Annotated in this window: 2 protein-coding genes (1 of these 2 only partly in view); both read left to right on the top strand. The window is 46.8% G+C overall.

The features are described 5' to 3' along the window. Positions 1-12,753, top strand: partial view of a polyketide synthase PksJ gene (gene pksJ, locus NYE22_RS13070; protein ID WP_342411902.1) — the 3' portion only. It extends 2,388 nt beyond the left edge of the window; the window shows 12,753 of its 15,141 coding nt (coding positions 2,389-15,141); its start codon lies beyond the left edge, outside the window; it ends in the stop codon at positions 12,751-12,753. Continuing rightward, the gene (pksL, locus tag NYE22_RS13065) at positions 12,737-26,353 is read left to right on the top strand and encodes a polyketide synthase PksL (protein ID WP_342411901.1); all 13,617 of its coding nucleotides are present in this window, start codon (positions 12,737-12,739) and stop codon (positions 26,351-26,353) included. The genes pksJ and pksL overlap by 17 nt, the downstream gene beginning before the upstream one ends.

Genomic DNA, 26,353 nt, shown 5'->3' with positions numbered 1-26,353 from the left:
AAGGAAAACAGCCCGTTAGTCCGTGTCATGAACTTTTCCAGATCTGAACAAGAGCATTTTTTATTAGTTGTCATTCACCATTTGATTTTTGACGGAGTTTCGTCTGTCACATTTATACGCAGTCTGTTTGATACCTATCAGCTTCTTTTAAAAGGACAGCAGCCGGAAAAAGCTGTTTCTCCTGCCATTTATCATGATTTTGCGGCATGGGAGAAAAACATGCTTGCCGGCAAGGACGGTGTGAAGCATCGTACATATTGGCAGAAACAGCTATCGGGAACTTTGCCGAATCTTCAGCTGCCTAAGGTCAGCGCAAGTTCAGTCGATTCTGAGTTTAGAGAGAATACATACACCAGGCGGCTGTCCAGCAGCTTCATGAATCAGGTCAGAACGTTTGCGAAAGAGCATTCTGTAAATGTCACGACGATATTCTTAAGCTGCTATATGATGCTGCTTGGCCGTTACACCGGCCAAAAGGAACAGATCGTCGGCATGCCGGCCATGGTGAGGCCGGAAGAAAGATTTGATGATGCCATTGGACATTTTCTCAATATGCTCCCGATTCGGAGTGAGCTGAACCCGGCAGACACTTTTTCTAGCTTTATATCAAAATTGCAATTAACGATATTGGATGGGCTTGATCATGCAGCATATCCTTTTCCAAAAATGGTGAGGGATCTGAATATTCCTCGCAGTCAAGCAGGTTCACCGGTATTTCAAACCGCTTTTTTCTATCAGAATTTTCTTCAATCCGGAAGCTATCAAAGCTTGCTGAGCCGCTATGCTGACTTCTTTTCTGTCGATTTCGTTGAGTATATTCACCAAGAGGGCGAATACGAATTAGTATTTGAACTGTGGGAAACAGAAGAAAAAATGGAGCTGAACATCAAGTACAATACTGGGCTGTTTGATGCGGCTTCTATATCCGCCATGTTCGACCATTTTGTTTATGTAACAGAGCAGGCGATGTTGAATCCTTCTCAGCCTTTAAAAGAGTATTCTTTATTACCTGAGGCAGAGAAGCAGATGATTCTCAAAACATGGAACGCCACAGGAAAAACGTATCCATATATAACTTTTCATGAGTTGTTTGAGCAGCAGGCGAAAAAGACGCCTGATAGAGCGGCTGTCAGCTATGAAGGTCAAACATTGACGTATCGGGAGCTTGATGAAAGAAGCACACAGCTGGCCATTTATTTGCAGGCGCATGGAGTGGGTCCTGACCGTCTGGCGGGGATCTATGTGGATCGATCGCTGGACATGCTAGTGGGTTTATTAGCGATCCTCAAGGCTGGGGGAGCGTATGTGCCGCTAGACCCGTCCTATCCGGCTGAACGATTAGAATACATGCTTGAGGACAGTGAAGTTTTCATTACACTGACGACATCGAAATTAGTAAATACGTTGAGTTGGAATGGTGTCACAACAGCTCTTTTAGATCAAGATTGGGATGAAATTGCTCAAACAGCCTCTGATCGAAAAGTGCTTACACGCACTGTCACGCCAGAGAACTTGGCATATGTCATTTATACATCCGGCAGCACAGGAAAGCCAAAAGGTGTCATGATACCGCATAAAGCTTTGACAAACTTTCTCGTTTCGATAGGGGAAACACCAGGTCTTACGGCAGAGGATAAAATGCTTGCTGTCACAACCTACTGTTTTGATATCGCAGCTCTGGAATTATTTTTGCCTTTAATAAAGGGCGCACACTGCTATATTTGTCAAACGGAGCATACAAAAGACGTTGAAAAACTGAAACGGGACATCCGCACGATCAAACCGACAGTGATGCAGGCAACCCCCGCTACGTGGAAGATGCTCTTTTATTCAGGCTGGGAAAATGAAGAGAGCGTGAAAATTTTATGCGGTGGCGAAGCATTGCCTGAGACATTAAAACGATATTTCTTAGATACGGGCAGTGAAGCCTGGAATATGTTCGGGCCAACCGAAACAACTATCTGGTCAGCGGTTCAGCGCATTAACGATGAATGCTCTCATGCCACGATAGGAAGGCCAATCGCCAATACACAAATCTATATTACGGATTCTCAGCTCGCGCCAGTGCCGGCAGGTGTCCCGGGTGAGCTGTGCATTGCAGGAGACGGTGTGGCGAAGGGCTACTACAAAAAGGAAGAATTAACGGATTCGAGATTCATTGACAACCCTTTTGAGCCTGAGTCTAAGCTTTATAGAACGGGAGACATGGCCCGCTGGCTTCCGGGAGGGCGAATTGAATATATAGGCCGCATCGATAATCAAGTAAAAATCCGCGGATTTCGTATTGAACTTGGTGATATTGAAAGCAGGCTAAGTGAGCATCCCGGCATTCTGGAATGCGTTGTGGTCGCAGATATGGATAACCTAGCCGCCTATTATACAGCTAAACATGCAAATGCTTCCCTCACAGCGAGAGAGCTGCGTCATTTTGTGAAAAACGCTTTGCCTGCCTATATGGTGCCTTCTTATTTTATTCAGCTTGATCATATGCCGTTAACTCCGAACGGAAAGATAGATAGAAACAGCCTTAAGAATATCGATTTGTCAGGGGAGCAGTTAAAGCAAAGGCAGACCTCTCCTAAGAACATTCAGGATACTGTTTTTACCATTTGGCAGGAAGTGCTGAAAACGAGTGATATTGAATGGGATGACGGATTTTTCGATGTGGGCGGGGATTCGCTTCTCGCGGTCACTGTGGCTGATCGTATCAAACATGAACTATCCTGTGAGTTTTCTGTCACAGACCTGTTTGAGTATTCAACCATTAAAAATATCAGCCAGTACATCACTGAACAGCGAATGGGCGATGCAAGTGACCATGTGCTGATAGAACCGCCAGCTCATATAGAAGATCAGTCTACCGAGATGAGTGATCTCCCAGACTATTATGATGATAGTGTGGCGATTATTGGCATATCGTGTGAATTTCCAGGGGCAAAAAATCATGATGAATTTTGGGAGAACCTCAGAGACGGCAAGGAAAGCATTGCGTTTTTCAATAAAGAAGAGCTTCAGCGCTTTGGCATTTCAAAGGAGATAGCGGAGAATGCCGACTATGTCCCGGCTAAAGCTTCAATTGAGGGGAAAGACAGATTTGATCCAAGCTTCTTTCAAATCTCTCCTAAAGACGCTGAATTTATGGACCCTCAGCTTCGGATGCTGCTGACTCATTCATGGAAAGCAATAGAAGATGCCGGTTATGCTGCGGGACAGATTCCGCAAACCAGTGTTTTTATGTCGGCAAGCAATAATTCTTATCGCGCGCTGTTACCGTCAGATACAACAGAGAGCCTGGAGACGCCGGACGGCTATGTTTCGTGGGTGCTTGCACAGAGCGGGACGATTCCGACAATGATTTCTCATAAGCTCGGGCTGAGAGGGCCAAGCTATTTCGTTCATGCCAACTGCTCATCATCTCTGATTGGATTGCATTCTGCCTATAAAAGCCTGCTGTCGGGTGAATCTGATTATGCTTTAGTTGGCGGGGCAACGCTGCATACTGAGTCAAATATCGGATATGTGCATCAGCCGGGGCTGAACTTTTCGAGTGATGGACATATTAAAGCTTTTGACGCTTCAGCTGACGGAATGATAGGCGGTGAGGGCGTTGCTGTTGTATTGCTGAAAAAAGCAGCTGATGCAGTAAAGGACGGGGATCATATCTATGCCTTGCTGAGAGGCATTGGTGTAAATAACGACGGCGCTGACAAAGTCGGCTTTTATGCTCCAAGCGTTAAAGGCCAGGCTGACGTGGTTCAACAGGTCATGAATCAAACGAAGATACAGCCTGAATCCATCTGCTATGTAGAAGCACACGGAACCGGAACGAAGCTGGGGGACCCGATCGAGCTGGCGGCTTTAACAAACGTTTACAGGCAATATACAAATAAAACGCAATTTTGCGGCATTGGGTCGGTGAAAACTAATATCGGACATTTAGATACAGCCGCCGGTCTTGCGGGCTGCATTAAAGTCGTGATGAGTCTTTATCATCAAGAGCTTGCACCGAGTATCAATTATAAGGAGCCGAATCCAAATACAGACTTAGCCAGCTCTCCTTTTTACGTCGTCGATCAAAAGAAAACGTTAAGCCGTGAGATCAAAACGCACAGGGCTGCACTTAGCTCGTTCGGGCTTGGCGGGACAAATACCCATGCTATTTTTGAACAATTCAAAAGGGATTCTAATAAGAGAAAGATAGACGGGACTTGCATCGTCCCGATCTCGGCGAAAAATAAAGAGAGGCTGCAAGAGTATGCCGAAGACATTCTGGCCTATTTGGAAAGAAGAGGGCTTGAGAACAGCCATCTGCCTGATTTTGCGTATACCCTTCAGGTGGGGCGCGAAGCGATGGAGCATCGCGTTGTCTTTATTGCCGATCATATAAATGAGTTAAAACAGAGGCTCACAGATTTTATCAATGGAAAAACAGCGATTGAAGGCTGTTTTCAAGGAAGTAAGCACAATGCCAGAGAGGTTTCATGGCTGACGGAGGATGAGGACAGCGCTGAACTCATACGTAAGTGGATGGCCAAAGGAAAGGTAAACAAGCTTGCAGAAATGTGGAGCAAGGGAGCACATATAGATTGGATGCAGCTTTACAAGGGTGAGCGCCCAAACAGAATGAGTCTGCCGACTTATCCATTTGCAAAGGAACGATACTGGCCGTCGCTGGATGACCGCAAACCGGTGGCGCAGATATCCGGAAATCAGACAGGGATCGGCTCTATTCATCCATTGCTTCATCAGAATACATCTGATTTTTCTGAACAGAAATTCAGTTCGGTTTTCACTGGTGACGAATTTTTCCTGAGAGACCATGTAGTAAGAGGAAAGCCTGTGCTTCCTGGTGTTGCGTACCTTGAAATGGCGTACGCGGCTATAAACCAGGCGGCAGGAAGTGAAATTGGCCAAGATGTCAGAATCAGATTGAATCATACAGTCTGGGTTCAGCCTGTTGTGGTTGACAGACATTCAGCTCAAGTGGATATCAGTCTCTTTCCTGAAGAAGATGGAAAAATCACCTTTGACATTTATAGTACACAGGAAGACGGGGACGACCCTGTTATTCATAGTCAAGGCAGCGCGGAGCTGGCATCTGCCGCCGAAACACCGGTCGCAGATCTCGCTGAAATTTCACGCCGCTGCGGCATAGGAAAGATGTCGCCTGATCAATTTTACGAAGAAGGCAGAAGCAGAGGAATGTTCCATGGTCCGGCCTTTCAAGGAATTAAGAATGTGAATATAGGAAACAGAGAGGTTTTGGCGCAGCTGCAGCTTCCGGAAATCGTTTCTGGAACGAATGAACAGTTTGTGCTGCACCCAAGTATCATGGACTCCGCCTTGCAGACAGCAACGATATGCATCATGCAGGAATTAGCGGATCAAAAGCTGATTTTGCCATTTGCGCTTGAAGAGCTTGAGGTGATCAAAGGCTGTTCGTCTTCTATGTGGGCTTATGCTCGCTTAAGTGACAGCGACCGCTCCGGAGGGGGTGTCCAGAAAGCGGATATCGATGTCATTGACGAGAGTGGAAGCGTATGTGTCAGGATCAAAGGATTCTCAACAAGAGTATTAGAAGGAGAGGTTCATCCTTCAAAGCCTTCATCACGGCACGAACGCTTAATGCTTGAACCGGTGTGGGAAAAACCGAATGAAGAACGAGAGGACGAAGATCCTTCGTACACGGAGCATATCATTGTTCTCTTCGAAACTGAACGAAGTGTCACAGACAGCATTGCCTCCCACATGAAAGATGTCCGTGTGATTACTCTGAATGAAGCTGAAGGACATATTGATGAACGTTATCAATGTTACACGCAGAACATTTTTGAACTCCTGCTAAGCAAGGTCCGTGAGCTTTCTGCAGGCCGTATCATCATTCAAGCGATTGTTCCGCTGGAAAAAGAGAAGCAATTGTTTGCCGGCGTTTCTGGTCTGTTTAAAACAGCAGAAATAGAGTTCAGCAAACTGACTGCTCAGGTCATCGAAATTGAGAAACCTGAAGAGATGATAGACCTTCACCTCAAGCTGAAAGACGACAGCCGGAGACCATTTGACAAACAGATTCGATATGAGGCTGGACACCGTTTTGTGAAAGGCTGGAGGGAAATGGTGCTTCCTTCAGCTGATACGCTTCACATGCCGTGGAGAGACGAAGGCGTTTATCTAATCACAGGCGGAGCAGGAAGCTTAGGCCTTCTGTTTGCAAAGGAAATTGCCAATCGAACTGGCCGGTCTACTATTGTGCTGACGGGACGATCTGTTTTAAGTGAGGATAAGGAAAACGAGCTGGAGGCTCTTCGAAGCATCGGAGCGGAGGTTGTCTATCGGGAGGCTGATGTAAGTGATCAGCATGCGGTTCGTCATCTTTTTGAGGAAATCAAAGAAAGATATGGCACTCTCAATGGAATTATTCACGGTGCAGGCAGCATTAAAGATCACTTCATCATTCATAAAACGAATGAAGAGTTTCAAGAAGTATTGCAGCCAAAAGTAAGCGGGTTGTTACATGTAGACGAATGCAGCAAGGATTTCCCATTGGACTTTTTCATTTTCTTCTCATCTGTTTCGGGATGTTTAGGAAACGCTGGACAAGCCGATTATGCGGCAGCCAATTCGTTTATGGATGCATTTGCTGAATACCGCCGTTCTCTTGCGGCATCAAAAAAGAGATTCGGCTCCACCATTTCCTTCAATTGGCCGTTATGGGAAGAAGGCGGTATGCAAGTCGGCGCTGAAGATGAAAAGAGAATGCTGAAAACGACTGGAATGGTCCCGATGCCGACAGATAGTGGCTTGAAAGCATTTTATCAGGGGATAGCATCTGATAAGCCGCAAGTTTTTGTGATGGAAGGACAGCTTCAGAAAATGAAGCAAAAACTGCTTTCCACAGGATCGAAAGCCAAGCGGAACGAGCGGAACGATCAGAGAAAGGCGGATCAGGATCAAGGACAAACTAGAAAATTGGAAGCAGCCTTAATCCAAATGGTTGGCGCAATTTTGAAAGTAAACACTGACGATATCGATGTCAACACAGAGCTGAGTGAGTACGGATTCGACTCAATTACATTCACTGTCTTTACAAACAAGATCAACGAAAAATTTCAGTTGGAGCTAACACCGACCATTTTCTTTGAATATGGTAGCGTCCAAAGCCTGGCTGAATATGTAGTTGCTGCGTATCAGGGCGAATGGAATCAAGATACTACTGCTAAAGGCATAGATGAAAGAACAAACTCATTGCACAGTTTAAACAGCCTGGAGGCATCATTAAGCAACATGGTCAGTGCAATTTTAAAAGTAAATAGTGAAGATATTGATGTCAATACAGAGCTGAGTGAATACGGATTTGATTCCGTTACATTTACGGTCTTTACAAACAAGATTAACGAAGAATTTCAGTTGGAGCTAACGCCGACCATTTTCTTTGAATATGGAAGCATCCAAAGCCTGGCTGAGTATTTGACTGCTGAACATGAGGACACCCTGGTTCAGGAGCGCGAAAAACCAGAGGGGCAGGAAGAGTTACAGACAAAATCCCCTGAAGCGCCGAAAATCACATCACGTAGAAAGCGCCGCTTTACACAGCCTGTTATTGCAAAAGCAGAAAGAAACAAAAAGCAGGCTGCCGATTTTGAGCCGGTTGCAATTGTCGGCATCAGCGGCCGATTCCCTGGCGCTATGGATATAGACGAATTTTGGGAAAACCTAGAAGAAGGAAAAGACAGCATCACAGAAGTTCCAAAAGATCGATGGGATTGGCGGGAGCATTATGGAAACCCAGACACTGACGTCAATAAAACCGACATCAAATGGGGCGGGTTTATTGATGGTGTCGCAGAGTTTGATCCGTTGTTTTTTGGTATTTCGCCGCGAGAAGCTGATTATGTAGACCCTCAGCAGCGCTTGTTAATGACATACGTGTGGAAGGCACTGGAAGATGCGGGTTGCTCGCCGCAAAGCCTTTCGGGTACAGGGACCGGTATCTTTATCGGTACGGGAAACACCGGTTATAAAGATCTATTCCATAGAGCGAATCTTCCAATTGAAGGCCATGCTGCTACAGGTCATATGATTCCTTCGGTAGGCCCGAATAGAATGAGTTATTTTTTAAATATTCATGGTCCGAGCGAACCAGTAGAGACGGCTTGTTCCAGTTCTCTTGTAGCCATTCACCGTGCTGTGACTGCGATGCAAAACGGTGATTGTGAGATGGCGATCGCTGGAGGCGTGAATACGATCTTAACCGAGGAGGCGCATATTAGCTACAGCAAGGCGGGGATGCTCAGCAAAGACGGCAGGTGTAAAACCTTCTCTGCCGATGCGAATGGCTATGTCAGAGGTGAAGGGGTCGGAATGGTCATGTTGAAAAAGCTGGAAGATGCCGAGCGCGACGGAAATCATATTTACGGCGTTATTCGGGGGACAGCGGAAAATCACGGCGGAAGAGCCAATACCCTGACATCGCCTAATCCGAAAGCACAAGCTGATTTGTTGGTGCGTGCATATCGCCAAGCAGGCATAGATCCAAGCACTGTCACATATATCGAAGCACATGGAACAGGGACGGAATTGGGCGATCCGATTGAAATAAATGGGCTGAAAGCCGCGTTTAAGGAACTATCCAATATGAGAGGCGAGAGCCAGCCGGATGTTCCGGATCACCGTTGCGGCATTGGCTCAGTTAAAAGCAATATCGGTCATTTAGAGCTAGCAGCAGGTATTTCCGGTTTGATCAAGGTGCTTTTGCAAATGAAGCATAAAACGTTAGTGAAAAGCCTGCATTGCGAGACGCTTAACCCTTATCTTCAGCTGACTGACAGTCCGTTTTACATCGTTCAGGAAAAACAGGAATGGAAGTCTGTCACAGATCGTGACGGAAACGAGCTTCCACGCCGTGCGGGAATCAGTTCGTTTGGGATTGGCGGAGTAAACGCGCATATTGTGGTTGAAGAATATATGCCAAAAGCCAATTCAGAACACACGGCTACAGAACAGCCAAACGTAATGGTGCTGTCGGCTAAAAATAAAAGCAGGCTGATGGATCGTGCTTCGCAATTGCTTGAGGCGATTCGCAATAAAAAATATACAGATCAGGATTTGCACCGCATCGCTTACACCCTGCAAGTCGGGCGCGAAGAAATGGATGAGCGTCTGGCGTGTGTTGCGGGGACGATGCAGGAACTTGAAGAGAAACTGCAGGCGTTTGTTGACGGTAATGAAGAAACAGACGAATTTTTCCGGGGACAGTCTCATCGAAATAAAGAGACCCAGACTATATTTACAGCAGATGAAGATATGGCGTTGGCACTTGATGCTTGGATCAGAAAAAGAAAATACGCCAAACTTGCTGATTTATGGGTCAAAGGGGTCTCAATCCAGTGGAACACATTATACGGAGAGACCAAACCGCGCCTGATCAGCCTCCCTTCATATCCGTTTGCGAAGGATCACTATTGGGTGCCGGCAAAGGAACATTCAGAAAGAGACAAAAAAGAACTGGTTAATGCGATTGAAGATCGCGCCGCATGCTTTTTGACAAAACAATGGAGTTTGAGTCCAATTGGCTTAACAGTGCCGGGGACAAGAACCGTTGCTATCCTGAGCAATCAAGAGACAGCAGATTTAGCAGCAGAAGTGTCTTCGTATTTTCCGAATCATGTCTTATTAGATGTGAGCCGGATAGAAAATGATCAGTCAGACATTGATTGGAAAGAGTTTGACGGCCTAGTGGATGTCATCGGATGCAGTAAAGATGATGAGGGCCGGCTGGATTGGATTGAATGGGTGCAAGGACTGGTTGAATTCGGGCATAAAGAGGGGCTCAGGCTGCTTTGTGTGACGAAGGGGCTCGAATCGTTTCAAAACACATCTGTCCGGATGGCTGGCGCCTCACGAGCTGGGTTGTATCGAATGCTCCAATGCGAGTACAGCCATCTTATATCAAGGCATATGGATGCTGAGGAGGTTACTGATCATCGCCGTCTCGCGAAGTTGATCGCTGATGAGTTTTATTCCGAATCTTATGATGCGGAGGTTTGCTACAGGGATGGTTTACGGTATCAAGCTTTTCTAAAAACTCATCCGGAAACAGGTAAGGCCACGGAACAGAACGCGGTCTTCCCGGAAGATCATGTGCTTCTCATTACAGGCGGCACACGAGGCATCGGGCTATTATGCGCACGACATTTTTCGGAGCACTATGGAGTGAAAAAGCTGGTGCTGACCGGACGAGAGGAGCTTCCTCCGCGAGAGGAATGGGCTCGTTTTGACACCTCGAACACATCAGTGGCCCAGAAAATCCAGGCAGTGAGGGAACTGGAAGCACAAGGTGTGCAGGTGCAGATGCTGTCCTTTGCTTTATCTGATGATGCTCAGGTTGAGCAAACGCTGCAACATATCAAGCGAACATTAGGACCGATTGGCGGTGTCATTCATTGTGCAGGTCTGACGGATATGGATACGCTGGCATTTATCCGAAAAACTTCAGATGATATTCAGCGGGTGCTGGAACCTAAGGTGTCAGGTCTTACAACGTTATATCGCCATGTGTGTAACGAGCCTTTACAGTTTTTTGTCTTATTTTCTTCTGTTTCAGCCATTATTCCGGAGCTTTCGGCGGGACAAGCTGACTATGCGATGGCCAATAGCTATATGGATTATTTTGCAGAAGCACATCAGAAACATGTGCCGATCATCAGTGTTCAGTGGCCGAACTGGAAAGAAACCGGTATGGGTGAAGTGACAAATCAAGCGTATCGGGAAAGCGGCTTGTTGAGCATTACGAATTCAGAAGGCTTACGTTTTCTAGATCAAATTGTATCGAAAATGTTCGGACCGGTTGTTCTCCCTGCAATGGCGAATCAAACAAACTGGGAGCCGGAACTGCTGATGAAGAGGAGGAAACCGCATGAGGGCGGTTTGCAGGAAGCTGCTTTACAGAGCCCGCCAGCCAGAGACATTGAAGAGGCCGATGAAGTTTCAAAATGTGATGGATTATTATCTGAAACACAGTCCTGGCTTGTTGATCTGTTTACCGAAGAGCTGAGAATAGATCGTGAAGACTTCGAGATTGACGGGTTGTTTCAGGATTATGGCGTGGATTCGATCATTTTGGCACAGGTGCTCCAGCGTATAAACCGCAAATTAGAGGCAGCGCTCGATCCATCGATTCTATATGAATACCCGACAATTCAAAGGTTCGCAGATTGGCTGATCGGTTCTTATTCCGAAAGGCTGTCCGCTTTATTCGGAGGCAGGATATCGGATGCATCAGCACCTTTGGAGAACAAAATAGAGGCGGAGGTATCTGTTCCTGCGGAGGATCGAGCTCTTACACCTCAGATGCAGGCGCCAGCGACTTTGTCACCGGACTCTCATGCAGAAGATATTGCCGTTGTCGGACTCTCTTGCCGATTCCCTGGAGCAGATACATTGGAATCATATTGGTCGTTACTATCCGAGGGGCGTTCGTCAATCGGCCCGATTCCGGCAGAGCGTTGGGGCTGTAAGACGCCATATTATGCCGGCGTGATTGATGGCGTCAGCTATTTTGATCCTGATTTCTTTTTGCTTCACGAAGAAGACGTAAGGGCGATGGATCCGCAAGCACTGCTCGTGTTGGAAGAGTGTCTGAAACTCTTGTATCACGCCGGTTATACACCTGAGGAAATAAAGGGCAAGCCCGTCGGTGTTTATATCGGAGGCAGAAGCCAGCACAAACCTGATGAAGACAGCCTTGATCATGCCAAGAATCCGATCGTGACAGTCGGCCAAAATTATTTAGCAGCTAATCTTTCACAATTTTTTGATGTCCGCGGCCCGAGTGTTGTAGTTGATACCGCATGCTCGTCAGCTCTGGTCGGAATGAATATGGCCATTCAGGCGCTGCGTGGCGGAGATATTCAATCCGCCATAGTCGGCGGTGTCAGCTTGCTGAGCTCAGATGCCTCTCACAGGCTGTTTGACCGGCGCGGCATTTTAAGCAAGCATTCATCCTTCCATGTGTTTGATGAGCGTGCTGACGGAGTTGTGTTAGGTGAAGGCGTCGGAATGGTTATGCTAAAAACCGTAAAACAGGCACTGGAAGACGGAGATACCATATATGCTGTCGTGAAAGCGGCCTCGGTCAATAATGACGGAAGAACGGCGGGGCCTGCAACACCTAATCTTGAGGCGCAAAAGGAAGTCATGAAAGATGCGCTTTTCAAAAGCGGAAAAAAACCAGAGGACATCAGCTACCTTGAGGCAAACGGGTCAGGTTCAATCGTAACCGATCTCCTTGAGCTAAAAGCGATCCAATCAGTGTACCGTTCTGGGCACTCATCGCCTCTTTCTCTTGGCTCAATCAAGCCGAACATCGGGCATCCGCTATGTGCTGAAGGGATCGCCAGCTTCATTAAGGTTGTGCTGATGCTGAAAGAGCGCCGCTTTGTCCCATTTTTATCAGGTGAAAAAGAGATGGCGCATTTCGATCAACAGAAAGCGAACATCACGTTCAGCCGAGCCCTGGAAAAATGGACAGATTCGCAGCCTACTGCGGCTATTAACTGCTTTGCCGATGGGGGGACGAATGCCCATGTCATCGTAGAGGCGTGGGAAAAAGATGAAAAACACGCCATCAAGCGCAGTCCAATATCGCCTCCTCAATTAAAGAAACGAATGCTTTCGCCAGGCGAGCCAAAGCTGGAAGCGGAGACTTCAAAAATGACTGCGGCAAACATATGGGATACTTATGAGGTGGAGGTCTAACGTGAAAAAGATAACGAAACAACTCACATTATCGTTAAAAAATCCGTTTATTTATCACCATGTGGTTTACGGACAAAATGTCCTGCCGGGATTGGCTTATATCGATATAATCTACCAGATATTCAGAGAACACGGTTTCTCCTGCTCAGAGCTTCAGCTGCGGAATTTATCCATCTATCAGCCATTGACGGCGGAACAGGATGCAGTAATTGTTTTGAATATCCAATGCGCGGAGAAAAAAGAAGGACAGTGGCAAATCACAGCCAAGGGAATTGAAAAACGTGATGGGAAAGAAGCTTCAGAAGAAAAGCTCTATATGAAGGCTGACATGCACGCAGACTCCCCAGCCATATTTGAAGAAACACTGGATCTCAATCAAATCAAAGCATCTGCACAGAACGTTGTTCAGCTTGATGATGTATATGAACAATGCAGACGTCAGGAATTGGTGCACAGCGAATATATGAAAGCAAGTGGCTGCATCTATGAAGAGGAAGACGGCGTCCTTCTTGAGCTTTCTCTCGGTTCGGAAGCCATGCTTCACGCAGAAGGCTTTATGTTTCACCCGACTCTCATAGACGGGAGCGGGGTGGGTGCCAATCATTTGCTCACATCTTTGCTTAAAGGAGAACAGAGGCTGTATTTGCCTCTGTTCTATGAATCCTTTTCAGCTTCTGCACTTTTGCAAACGGATTGCATGACAAGAATTAAGCGCTCCTCCGTCCGGCGGGAAAAAGAGCTGATTTATGTAACACTTGAATTTTTTAATGCGTCGGGAGAAAAAGTGGCTGAGTTGAAAAACTTTACAAGCAAACTGGTGCGAGAAGCGGAGCTGATTAGCGGAAAACATCAAGATGCACAGGAGACACATATGACAAGAGCGGACACTGCTGAGCGTGATAAACCTGCTGACATGGTATCTTCTCCCGTTAATTCCTTTAGTGGGGCTGAACAGTTCGTAAGTCAATTAATCGCAGAGAAAATCAATAAGCCGGTAGAACAAGTTGAAAAACATGTCGGTTATTACCAAATGGGACTGAATTCATCGGGCTTGCTTGAGGTGGTAGAAACGATCAGTGATAAGATCGGTGAGAGTCTTTCGCCGACTCTTCTGTTTGAGCATACCACCATAGCGGAGCTGTCAGCGTTTCTTGCCGAGGAATATGCTGAGCATTTTTGTGCCGCTGGTTCTCTTGGCCAGAATGAAAGAGCACGGGTTTCCGACAGCATAAACGACCATAAGACTGTTGAAGCTTCTCGTCCTGCACCTATTGAGGCAGCAGGCGATATTGCGATTATCGGCTTGGCGGGCAGGTATCCGAAGGCAGCCAATATTCATGAATTTTGGAACAATCTGAAAGAGGGGAAGGACTGCGTTAGCGAGATTCCTGAGTCGCGCTGGGATTGGCAGCGACTTGAAGGAATCACATCTCCTTCGGGTAAGGACATTTCCAAATGGGGAGGATTTATTGATGATCCCGACTGCTTCGATCCTCAATTTTTCAGAATCACGCCAAGAGAAGCGGAGACAATGGACCCTCAAGAGCGGCTGTTTTTAGAAACATGCTGGGAAACGATTGAAGATGCGGGCTATACGCCAAAGACGTTGGCCAAGCCTAAAGGACGAAATAAAAGGCAGCATGTAGGAGTTTTTGCCGGTGTCATGCACAAGGATTATACATTAGTCGGAGCTGAAGAAGCATCAGCAGAAAATGTGTTTCCTCTTTCGCTCAACTATGCGCAAATCGCCAACCGTGTTTCTTACTTTTGTAATTTCCACGGTCCGAGTATGGCTGTCGATACGGTATGTTCATCCTCTTTGACCGCAGTGCACTTGGCGTTGGAAAGCATACGTCACGGTGAGTGCGATGTTGCGTTAGCAGGCGGAGTGAACCTGTCTTTGCACCCGAATAAATATATGACATACGGGGTCTGGGATATGTTTTCCACTGACGGACACTGCCGTACGTTTGGAAAGGATGGGGACGGTTATGTGCCTGCCGAGGGTATAGGCGCGGTTTTATTAAAGCCTTTGCGCCAGGCGGAGGAAGACGGAGATCGCATTTATGCAGTTATTAAAGGAAGTGCTGTGAATCATGTGGGCACTGTAAGCGGCATTTCAGTGCCGAGCCCTGTTTCTCAAGCTGATCTGATTGAGACATGCTTGGAGAAAACGGGAATCGACCCGCGGACGATCAGTTATGTGGAAGCCCATGGAACCGGCACGTCCTTAGGAGATCCGATCGAAATACAGGGATTAGTGAAAGCGTTCCGCCAATATACGCAGGATCGGCAGTTCTGTTCAATCGGTTCTGTAAAGTCAAACATTGGGCACGCCGAATCCGCCGCGGGGATCAGCGGTTTAAGCAAGGTTGCCCTTCAGCTTCACCATCAAAAACTTGTGCCTTCTTTGCATTCGGAAGAACTGAATCCTTACGTTGATTTTGAAAAGTCTCCATTTTATGTACAGCATGAAACAGAAACGTGGAAGCAGCCTGTTATCAAGGAGAATGGGGGAGAGGTCCCTTATCCGCGGCGGGCCGGTATTAGTTCCTTCGGAGCAACTGGTTCAAACGCACATATTATCCTTGAGGAATATATTCCTCAAACAGCGGAGCAGGACGTTTCTTTGTCCTCAGATTCTGACATATCCGCAGTTATTCCGCTTTCTGCCCGTAATCAAGAACGTCTCCGTGTATATGTAAAACGTCTCTTGGATTTTCTTCATGATGGGATTCAGATTAAAGATTTGGCGTATACATTGCAGGTAGGCCGTGAACCAATGGAAGAACGGGTTTCTTTCTTAGCATCCGGAATTCAAGAATTAAGCGACCAATTGAAGGCTTTTATAGAAGGACAAAAAACCATTCAGCATTGCTGGAAGGGCCGCGTGTCAAGAGGAAGCGAACCATCGCGTCCCGCCGAATCGGTACATAAATTGCTGGAGCAAAGAAAACTCGATCAAATTGCGGAGCAGTGGGCGAACGGATCTGTGGTTGACTGGAAGCTGCTTTACGACGGAAACAAACCAAAGCGGATCAGCCTGCCGACTTACCCATTTGAGAGGGTGCGTTATTGGGTGCCGAAAGCGGAGAAAAAGACTGATCGTTTAAAGGAGGAGCGACACATCCTGCATCCTCTCCTGCATCAAAATGTGTCCGACATATCGGGTGTCCGCTTCCGTTCAGCGTTTACAGGACGTGAATTTTTCTTGAAGGATCATGTCATAAAGGGCGAACACGTTTTACCTGGCGCAGCTTTATTGGAGATGGTTCGGGCAGCTGTGGAAAGGGCAGCTGCGGATCAGTTCCCGACAGGATTCCGACTCCGGAATATCGTCTGGGTCCGGCCGTTCGCCGTCACGGAACAGCAGAAAGATATAGATGTACGTCTATATCCTGAGGAGAATGGTGAGATTACATTTGAAATCTGTCGGGACCCTGAAAGCGCAGAGGAGTCGCCGATTGTATATGGACAAGGGAGTGCAGTGCTTTGTGAGGCTGGTGAAAATCCGGTCATCAACATTGAAGAACTGAAGGCAGGCTATAATGGCCGGACGCTGTCACCTTTTGATTGCTACGAGGCTTATACAGAAATGGGTATTCATTATGGTGACAGCCACAGAGCGATCGACAGCCTATATGCCGGCGAAAACGGAGTTCTAGTGAAATTGACGATGCCTCCTGTAATCTCTGATACAGAAGACCATTATATTCTGCATCCGAGCATGATAGATTCGGCATTTCAAGCATCTATCGGTTTGAGGCTGGGAGGAGCTACGAGTTTAGAAGACAGAAAGGCAATGCTGCCTTTTGCCATACAGGATGTCCACATCTTCAAAGGCTGCGAGGCATCTATGTGGGCGCGGATCACATATAGCGAGGGCAGTACAGCTGGGGATCGTATGCAGAAGCTTGATATCGATTTATGCAATGAAGAGGGGCAGGTTTGCGTGCGATTGACGGGCTATTCTGCAAGAGTGTTAGAAACAGATCAAGAAGGTCCTTCTGAAGCGACTGACACGCTATTGTTCGAACATATTTGGGAAGAACGTGCTGCAGAGAGGCAAGAGCTCATAGAGTACGACACACATAAAATCGTTGTCTGTGATGTTGGAGAACAAATGGAAAGCCTCCAAAATCATCTTGACTGTACAGTTCTGCAGCATGATACAGAGACAATTGATGAACGGTTTGAAGGTTATGCCATACAGTTATTTGAAGAAATCAAACAGCTAATGCACTCAAAAACAGGAGGACATACATTCATTCAAGTGGCGGTGCCTGCGTTGGACGAGCCTCAGCTATTAAGCGGCTTAACTGGATTGCTCAAAACGGCTGAACTGGAAAATCCAAAACTGACAGGACAGTTGATCGAAATAGAAACCGGGATGTCAGCTGGTGACCTATTCGAAATATTGGAGGAAAACAGACGCTATCCGCGTGACACGCATATCCGCCACTGGCAAGGGAAGCGATTTGTAAGCAAGTGGAAAGAAGTGTCTGGTGAGCACCTAAGTGCTGACATGCCATGGAAGGATAAAGGCGTGTATCTGATCACAGGCGGTGCGGGCGGTCTTGGATTCATCTTTGCAACTGAAATTGCAAACCAAACGAATGATGCGGTTGTGATCCTGACAGGACGCTCTCCGCTTGATGAAAGGAAGAAGAAGAAGCTTAAAGCCTTACAGAAACTTGGCATCCAAGCGATTTACAGACAAGCTGATCTGGCTGACAAACAAACGGTTGATGCCTTATTAAAAGAAACCCAAAACGTTTATGGAGACTTAGATGGCATCATTCACAGCGCCGGTTTAATAAAAGATAATTTCATTATAAAGAAAAAGAAAGAAGAGGTTCAAACCGTTCTTGCTCCAAAGGTAGCAGGACTGATTCACCTTGACGAAGCAACGAAAGATATTCCGCTCGATTTCTTTATCCTTTTTTCCTCAGGTGCCGGAGTAGTAGGAAGCGCGGGACAGGCTGATTACGCAATGGCCAATGCATTTATGAATGCATTCAGCGAATATCGCAATGGCCAAGCAGAGCTGCACAAGCGTTACGGAAAAACTCTTTCAGTGTGCTGGCCGCTGTGGAAAGACGGGGGCATGCAAATTGATGCGGAAACTGCAAGGATGCTGAAAAGAGAAACAGGCATGGTGGCCATGGAAACAGATCGTGGGATTCAGGCGCTATATCATGGCTGGACGTCAGGGAACCCGCAAGTGTTAGTTGCTTCCGGTGTTACTGATCGGATTCGTGCATTTTTACATGAAACGGGACATGGCAAAGGCCAATCTCACAATATCAAAAAAAGCAGTCTCAATCAGGAGGCAGAAAAAGCAGACATCATCGGGGAAATTGATGAAGAGATACTAAGAGAAAAAGCGGAGAACTATTTTAAACAGGTGCTTTCTTCGGTGATTAAGCTGCCAGCTGGCCAGATTGATGCTGAAGCTCCTCTCGAGGATTACGGGATCGATTCTATCATGATCATGCATGTAACGGGTCAATTAGAAAAAGTATTCGGATCTTTGTCCAAGACGCTGTTCTTTGAATACCAGGATATTCGGTCATTAACCCGGTATTTTATTGATTCCCGCAGAGAAAAACTGCTGGACATCTTGGGATTTGAAACGGGAAAACCTTCTGTTGAAAGAAAATCAGAACCTGAAAAACAAGAAATCCCAGTTATCCCAAGAAAGTCTGGATTTCTTCCTTTGCAAGATAAAGAGCAGAAGCAGGTAAGAGAGAAGGAAACGGAAGAAATTGCGATCATCGGTATCTCAGGTCGCTATCCGCAGGCAGACAACATTGATGAATTATGGGAAAACCTGAGGGACGGGCGAGACTGTATTACGGAAATTCCTGCAGACCGCTGGGATCACAGTCTTTATTATGACGAAGATAAAGACAAGCCTGGAAAAACCTACAGCAAGTGGGGCGGCTTCATGAAGGATGTAGACAAGTTTGACCCGCAGTTTTTCCATATTTCGCCGCGTGAGGCAAAATTAATGGACCCGCAAGAGCGTTTATTTTTGCAGTGCGTGTATGAAACGATGGAAGACGCAGGCTATACAAGAGAGCACCTCGGCCGTAAGCGTGATGCTGAGCTTGGCGGAAGCGTCGGTGTTTACGTCGGTGTCATGTACGAAGAATATCAGCTGTACGGGGCACAAGAGCAGGTGCGGGGAAGGTCTCTGGCTTTAACGGGAAATCCATCATCCATCGCGAACCGGGTATCTTATTATTTTGATTTTCACGGACCGAGTATTGCATTAGACACCATGTGTTCTTCTTCTTTAACGGCTATCCACTTGGCCTGCCAAAGCCTGCAGCGCGGAGAGTGTGAGGCGGCATTCGCGGGCGGCGTGAATGTGTCAATCCATCCAAATAAATATTTGATGCTCGGGCAGAACAAATTTATGTCCAGCAAAGGCCGATGTGAAAGCTTCGGACAGGGCGGAGACGGCTATGTGCCGGGGGAAGGCGTTGGAGCAGTGCTTTTGAAGCCATTGTCTAAAGCAGTTGAAGATGGTGATCACATTTATGGAATCATTAAGGGGACAGCCATCAACCACGGGGGAAAAACAAACGGGTACTCAGTGCCCAATCCGAATGCCCAAGCAGATGTCATCAAAAAGGCGTTTGTGGAAGCGAAGGTTGATCCGCGGACAGTCAGTTACATCGAAGCCCACGGCACGGGAACCTCTCTCGGTGATCCTATTGAAATCACAGGGCTGTCCAAAGTGTTTACGCAAGAAACCGATGACAAACAATTTTGTGCAATAGGGTCAGCCAAATCAAATATCGGGCACTGTGAGAGTGCGGCAGGTATTGCAGGAGTAACGAAGGTATTGCTCCAAATGAAATACAGGCAGCTTGCGCCTTCCCTGCATTCAAACGTGCTGAACCCGAATATTGATTTCCTTAACTCGCCGTTTAAAGTACAGCAAGAGCTAGAAGAGTGGAGGAGGCCGATCATCAGTGTCAATGGCAAAGACATCGAATTACCGAGAATCGCAGGAGTCTCTTCATTTGGTGCCGGGGGTGTGAACGCCCATATTTTAATAGAAGAGTATGCTCCGGAACCTGTGGAGGAACGTTTACCAGCGAGGAAACAGCCGGCTGTCATTGTGCTCTCAGCAAAAAATGAGGAAAGACTTCAGAAACGCGCGAAGCGATTGCTGCATGCCATTCGTGAACAAACATATGTTGAAGCAGATTTACACCGAATTGCCTATACGCTGCAAGTCGGCCGGGAAGCGATGAACGAACGGCTGGCGTTCGTTGCGGAAACGATGCAGGAGCTTGAAGAAAAGCTGTATGAATGTATCTCCGGAACAGAAAATCGTGAATATGTCTATCGCGGACAAGTAAAGAGCAACAAAGAAGCCATTGCTGCTTTTGCTGCTGATGAGGATATGTCAAAAACAATTGAGGCATGGCTGCAAAAAGGCAAATATGCGAAGGTTTTAGACCTATGGGTAAGAGGTTTGCGCATCGACTGGAGCACGCTATATCAGGATCAAAAACCGCGGCGCATCAGTTTACCTGTCTATCCTTTCGCAAGAGATCGCTATTGGATAGACGTACATGCAATGGCTGAGGAAAAAAGAACGGAGGAGCCATTCGCTCCGGTACAGCCCGTCCTTCCAAAGCCGTCTGTAGCCAGAGAAGCCAGCGGCAAGCCTGCCAATATTACGTTACAGCCTTTAATGACCAATCAGGATCGTTTAGAGCGTGTTCCATCAGATACAGAAACAGAGACGATCACGGCGGAAGCCTTGTGCGATGAACTGACAGCGGGCTTAGCGGAAGTGCTGTACATGGACCAAAACGAGATTGATCCAGACGAAGCATTCATAGATATCGGTATGGACTCGATTACCGGGCTCGAATGGATAAAAGCAATAAATAAACAGTATGGCACATCACTAAATGTCACAAAGGTATATGATTATCCGACAACACGTGATTTCGCTGTTTACTTAGCACACGAGTTAAGCACACAAGCTGGGGAGAAAAAACAAACGGAGACGTACACGCCGATCAGACAAAAAACAGCGGTACCTGCTGCTAAACCGGCTAATATATCTCTGCAGCCGTTAGAACATCATCAGCCAGTGCAAGAGGAAGCTGAAGAAACGATTCAATATGCAGCGGCAGAAATATCTGCATCAAGACAATATACTGTAGCAATTGAAACGCTGCATGAAAACTTGAGGGAAAGCATAGCAGACGTGTTATACATGGAGCCATACGAGGTGGATATTGACGAAGCGTTCATAGATATCGGAATGGACTCGATTACCGGACTCGAATGGATAAAAGCGGTGAACAAGCAATACGGAACGTCTTTTACGGTAACCAGAGTATATGATTATCCAACGATAGGTGATTTTGCCGAAATGCTAAAGTCCGAGCTTGGAACTCATCTTGATAGAAAGATAGAGCATACTGACTCTTTCGAAGCAGCCCAGCAAAAGCCAGCAGCATCATCTAATCCAAAGCCGGCAGAACGGCCCCTTCAGCCTGTTCAACATCCAAAAAAGAAAGAACATGTGAAGAAAACGGTTCCTGTTCATCAAGACCGCCCGGAGGATGCGATAGCGATTGTCGGGATGTCGGGAAGATACCCGGGCGCTCGTAATGTAAGAGAGTACTGGGATAACCTGGTTCATGCGAGAAATGCCATTCGGGACATTCCAACATCACGGTGGGATGTAGACAAATACTATGATCCTGTCCTCAACAAAAAAGGGAAAGTCTACTGCAAATCAATGGGGATGCTGGATGATATTGAACATTTTGATCCGTTGTTTTTTAATATTCCGCCGTCAGAAGCGGAACTGATGGACCCGCAGCATCGAATCTTTTTGCAGGAAGGCTATAAAGCCTTTGAGGATGCCGGATATAATGCCCGAACATTAAATGAGAAAAAATGCGGCGTTTATCTTGGGATTATGAGCAATGAATATGGAGTTATGCTGAATCGGCAGGCAAGAGCAAATGCCACCGGGAACAGCTTTGCGATCGCTGCGGCGCGTATTCCGTATTTTCTTAATTTAAAAGGGCCAGCGATTCCTATTGATACCGCATGTTCATCTTCATTGGTCGGCACACATTTAGCGCGCCAGGCACTTATAAACAAAGAAATTGATATGGCGCTGGTCGGCGGGGTCAGCTTATACCTGACGCCGGAATCTTACATGAGTATGTGTGAGGCCGGCATGCTTTCACCTGATGGACAATGTAAAGCATTTGACAATAGCGCGAATGGTTTTGTGCCCGGCGAGGGTGCGGGTGCGCTGGTTCTGAAAAGGCTGAAAGATGCGGAAGCGGACCGTGACCATATTTATGGCATTATCATTGGCTCGGGTATTAATCAGGACGGGAAAACAAACGGAATCACGGCACCGAGTGCGAAAAGCCAAATGGATCTGGAAAGAGACATATATGAAACATACGGTATACATCCTGAGAGTATCAGTTATGTCGAGATGCACGGCACAGGAACAAAACAAGGCGATCCAATTGAATTAGAAGCTCTGGCCACCGTATTTCAAGAAAAAACAGACAAAAAGCAGTTTTGCGCAATCGGTTCCGTCAAAAGCAATATTGGCCATACATCCGCGGCGGCAGGAGTAGCCGGGGTTCAAAAAGTGTTATTGTGCATGAATCATAAAACACTTGTGCCGACATTGAACTTCACGACACCGAATGAGCATTTTGAATTTGAGCATTCTCCTTTATACGTTAATACGGAGCTTAAGCCTTGGGAAACGGGTGATGGAAAACCGCGGAGAGCATGTGTGAGCTCCTTCGGATATAGCGGAACGAATGCCCATATTGTGATAGAGGAATATCAGCCTGACAAGAGGAACGATCGATTAACAAAGCAGCACCGCTCAGCATTATTTGTACTCTCAGCGAAAAAAGAGAAGCAATTGAAGGCCTATGCGGAAGCAATGAAAGATTTCGTAACTTCCAATGAAGATATCGATCTGGAGGATATGGCATACACACTTCAGACGGGCCGGGAAGCAATGGATTATCGCATGGCGTTTTTGGCGGATTCGAGAGAAATGCTGATCAAAGCTTTAGATGATTATTTGGCTGAAATGCCGAACGGCAGCATATTTGCTGCTCACGTGAAAACGAAGAAGAGCGAAATCAAGCTGTTTGAAACGGATCATGATGCCAAAGCATTGCTGCAAACATGGATAGAGAAAAAAAGGCTGGAGAAAGTAGCAGAGCTATGGGTGAAAGGGCTGCAGATAGATTGGAACAAGCTTTATGGGGAATACACGCCTCGCCGAATCAGCCTGCCTGCTTATCCGTTCGCGGAAGAGTATTACTGGCTGCCAACTCAAGAAGGTGAACCCGAAACCATTGCTACAGCTCTGCCTCAATCCGAACTGATGCCAAAGCGCTGCTTTCTGCGTAAACAGTGGCAGCCTTGTCCGATTGAACCGGCAGAAATGACGAATCAAACCGTCGCCATTTTGGCAAATGAGGAGACAATGGCATTAGCGGAAGAGCTTTCGACGTATTTCTCGAAATACCGTATATTTGACAGTCAAGAGCTGGAGCGGGTATCTGCTGCTTACTATGAACACGTTGCTGGAGCAATCGATCTGATCGGATGCGGAACGAGCCACGAGCAGTCTTTGGGCTGGATAAACTGGCTCCAAAAGCTGATCGAGCAAGGACGTACAAGCAAGCATCATTTGACGATCTTGGGTGTAACAAAGGGGCTGGAGGCCTATGCAAATGACGCTGTTCATTTGTCTGGTGCTTCGCGGGCCGGTTTATACCGCATGCTTCAAAGCGAGTACAGCCACCTTACTTCAAGACATGCAGATATGGAATGCGAAGCCTCTCATGAGGAGCTGGCCGGACTGATTGCAGCGGAGTTTTATGCCAAGAGCACAGAAGCAGAAGTCTGTTATCGAAACGGTCAGCGATATCGCGCATATTTGGCAGAGCAGCCAGCAGAAGCCGCTCTTAGTCATAAGCAAGTATCGTTTTCAACAGACAAAGTCCTGCTTATTACAGGCGGGACAAGAGGTCTCGGCTTGCTGTGTGCGCGGCATTTTGTGAAAACATACGGCGTTAAGCGGCTGGTCCTTATCGGCCGTGAAGAGCTTCCGCCGCGTGACCAGTGGAATTCGGTAAAAATGGCCTCGTTTGCCGAGAAAATAAAAGCCGTTCAAGAGCTAGAAGACATGGGTGCGCAAGTTCAGGTGCTGTCTCTGGATCTCACAGACAGGGTTGCTGTCGAACAGAGCCAGAAGACAATACACGAAACAATGGGGGCGATTGGCGGAGTCATCCATTGTGCCGGGATGGTGAACAAACAAAACCCGGCTTTTATCAGAAAATCACTAGAAGAGATCGGACAGGTGCTTGAACCGAAAGTTGAAGGTCTGCAAACGTTGTTTGACCTGCTTCAGGATGAACCATTGGCGTTTTTCACCTTGTTTTCATCAGTATCAGCGGCCATCCCTGCACTAGCAGCAGGACAAGCTGATTACGCGATGGCAAATGCTTTTATGGATTATTTTGCGGAGGCTCATCAAGATAAATGTCCCATTGTAAGCATTCAGTGGCCTAACTGGAAGGAGACCGGTTTAGGCGAGGTTCGAAGCAAAGCTTTAGAACAAACTGGATTGATCAGTTTGACAAACGACGAGGGATTACAGCTGCTTGACCAGATTCTATCAGACAGACAGTATGCTGTCGTGCTGCCGGCAGTACCAGATACAAACGTTTGGAAGCCGGATAAGCTAATGAAGCCGTCACTGCCTGTCGAAGCTCTCTCGCATCCTGAGACGAAAGAGCAAACCGGCACTCGCAGCCTGTTCCCTGAAACAGTCGACTGGCTCGTAACTCTTTTTTCAGATGAACTGAAAATAGCTGCAGAAGACTTTGAAACGGATGAACCTTTCCAAGAATACGGAATCGACTCGATTATATTGGCCCAGCTGGTACAGCAGATGAACCAACAATTAAATGGAGATATTGATCCGTCAATTTTGTTTGAATACCCGACAATAGAATCCTTTGCACACTGGCTCATTTCGAAATATGACATATCAGCTGTTTTACAGCCATCTGTTCCTGAGAAACAGACACCTCTCAAGCCGCAATCAGCAATGAAACAGAAGCTGGTGCCAGAACAGCGGCCGCAACAGATAAGCCATGAAAAAACGGCACTTCTTGCTGAGGACATCGCTATCATCGGTCTTAGTTGCAGGTTCCCAGGAGCAGAAACCCTAGAGGAATACTGGGAACTAATACGTGATGGACGGTCTGCGATTGTGCCTGTTCCGCCTGAACGATTCGGGAACTCCAGCTCAAATTACGCGGGCCTCATTGATGAAATGAACCAATTTGATCATGATTTCTTCATGATGTCCGAAAACGATGTCAGAGCGATGGACCCTCAAGCTTTGGCTGTATTGGAGGAAAGCTTGAAGCTGTGGTATCACGCCGGTTATACAGAGAAAGAAGTGAAAGGCATGAGGGCTGGTGTTTATATAGGAGGCCGCAGCCAGCACAAGCCTGATCCGGTCAGTCTTTCAAAAGCAAGAAATCCGATAGTCGCTGGCGGACAAAACTATTTAGCAGCTAACATTTCACAATTTTTTGACTTGAAGGGACCGAGTATTGTCCTGGATACAGCTTGTTCCTCTGCGCTGGTGGGGCTGAATATGGCCATTCAGGCTCTGCGAAGCGGAGATATTGAGGCAGCGGTTGTAGGCGGCGTCAGTTTGCTTGATGCTGATGCGCATCGAATGTTTTATGAGCGCGGACTTTTATGTGACAAACCGTCATTCCATATTTTTGATAAGCGGGCAGACGGTGTCATTTTAGGAGAAGGCGTGGGCATGGTTCTCGTCAAAACCGTCAGCCAAGCGGTTGAAGACGGAGATTCCATATATGCAGTCATTAAAGCCGCTGCGATTAATAATGACGGAAGAACGGCTGGCCCATCATCTCCGAATCTCGAGGCACAAAAGGACGTCATGCTGTCAGCGCTTGAAAAAAGCGGCAAAAAGACTGAAGAGATCAGCTATCTCGAAGCGAACGGATCGGGGTCGGCAGTAACAGATTTACTTGAATTAAAGGCAATCCAGTCCATTTACCGTTCTGAATCAAAGGCTCCGTTAGGGCTGGGATCGGTGAAACCTAACATCGGCCATCCATTATGTGCAGAGGGGATTGCGAGCCTGATTAAAGTAGCTTTAATGCTGAAGCATAGACAATTGGTTCCGTTCCTGTCAGGTAATGAAAATATGCCGTATTTTGATATAGAAAAAACAGATTTGTATTTCAGCAGATCGCAAGCCGAGTGGAAGGAGACAACGCCGGCTGCGGCAATTAATTGTTTTGCAGATGGCGGAACGAACGCCCATCTCATTATAGAAGGCTGGAAAGACTCGGCTGAGCGTCCAATTAGAAGAAAACCTCTGCCTTTACCGGAATTAAATAGGCAGCCCGTTTTAATCAAACCATCAGCTCAAAACGTGCAGAAAAAAGTGCATTCAGACACAGGGGCTTCAAAAGATATGTTTTGGAAAACTTTCAAATAA

Origin of the sequence: Bacillus sp. FSL K6-1560, assembly GCF_038592935.1 — a bacterium.
Taxonomy (GTDB): Bacteria; Bacillota; Bacilli; order Bacillales; family Bacillaceae; genus Bacillus; species Bacillus subtilis.
The sequence above is the reverse complement of the archived record's forward strand: the minus strand, read 5'-3'. Positions and strand labels throughout refer to the sequence as shown.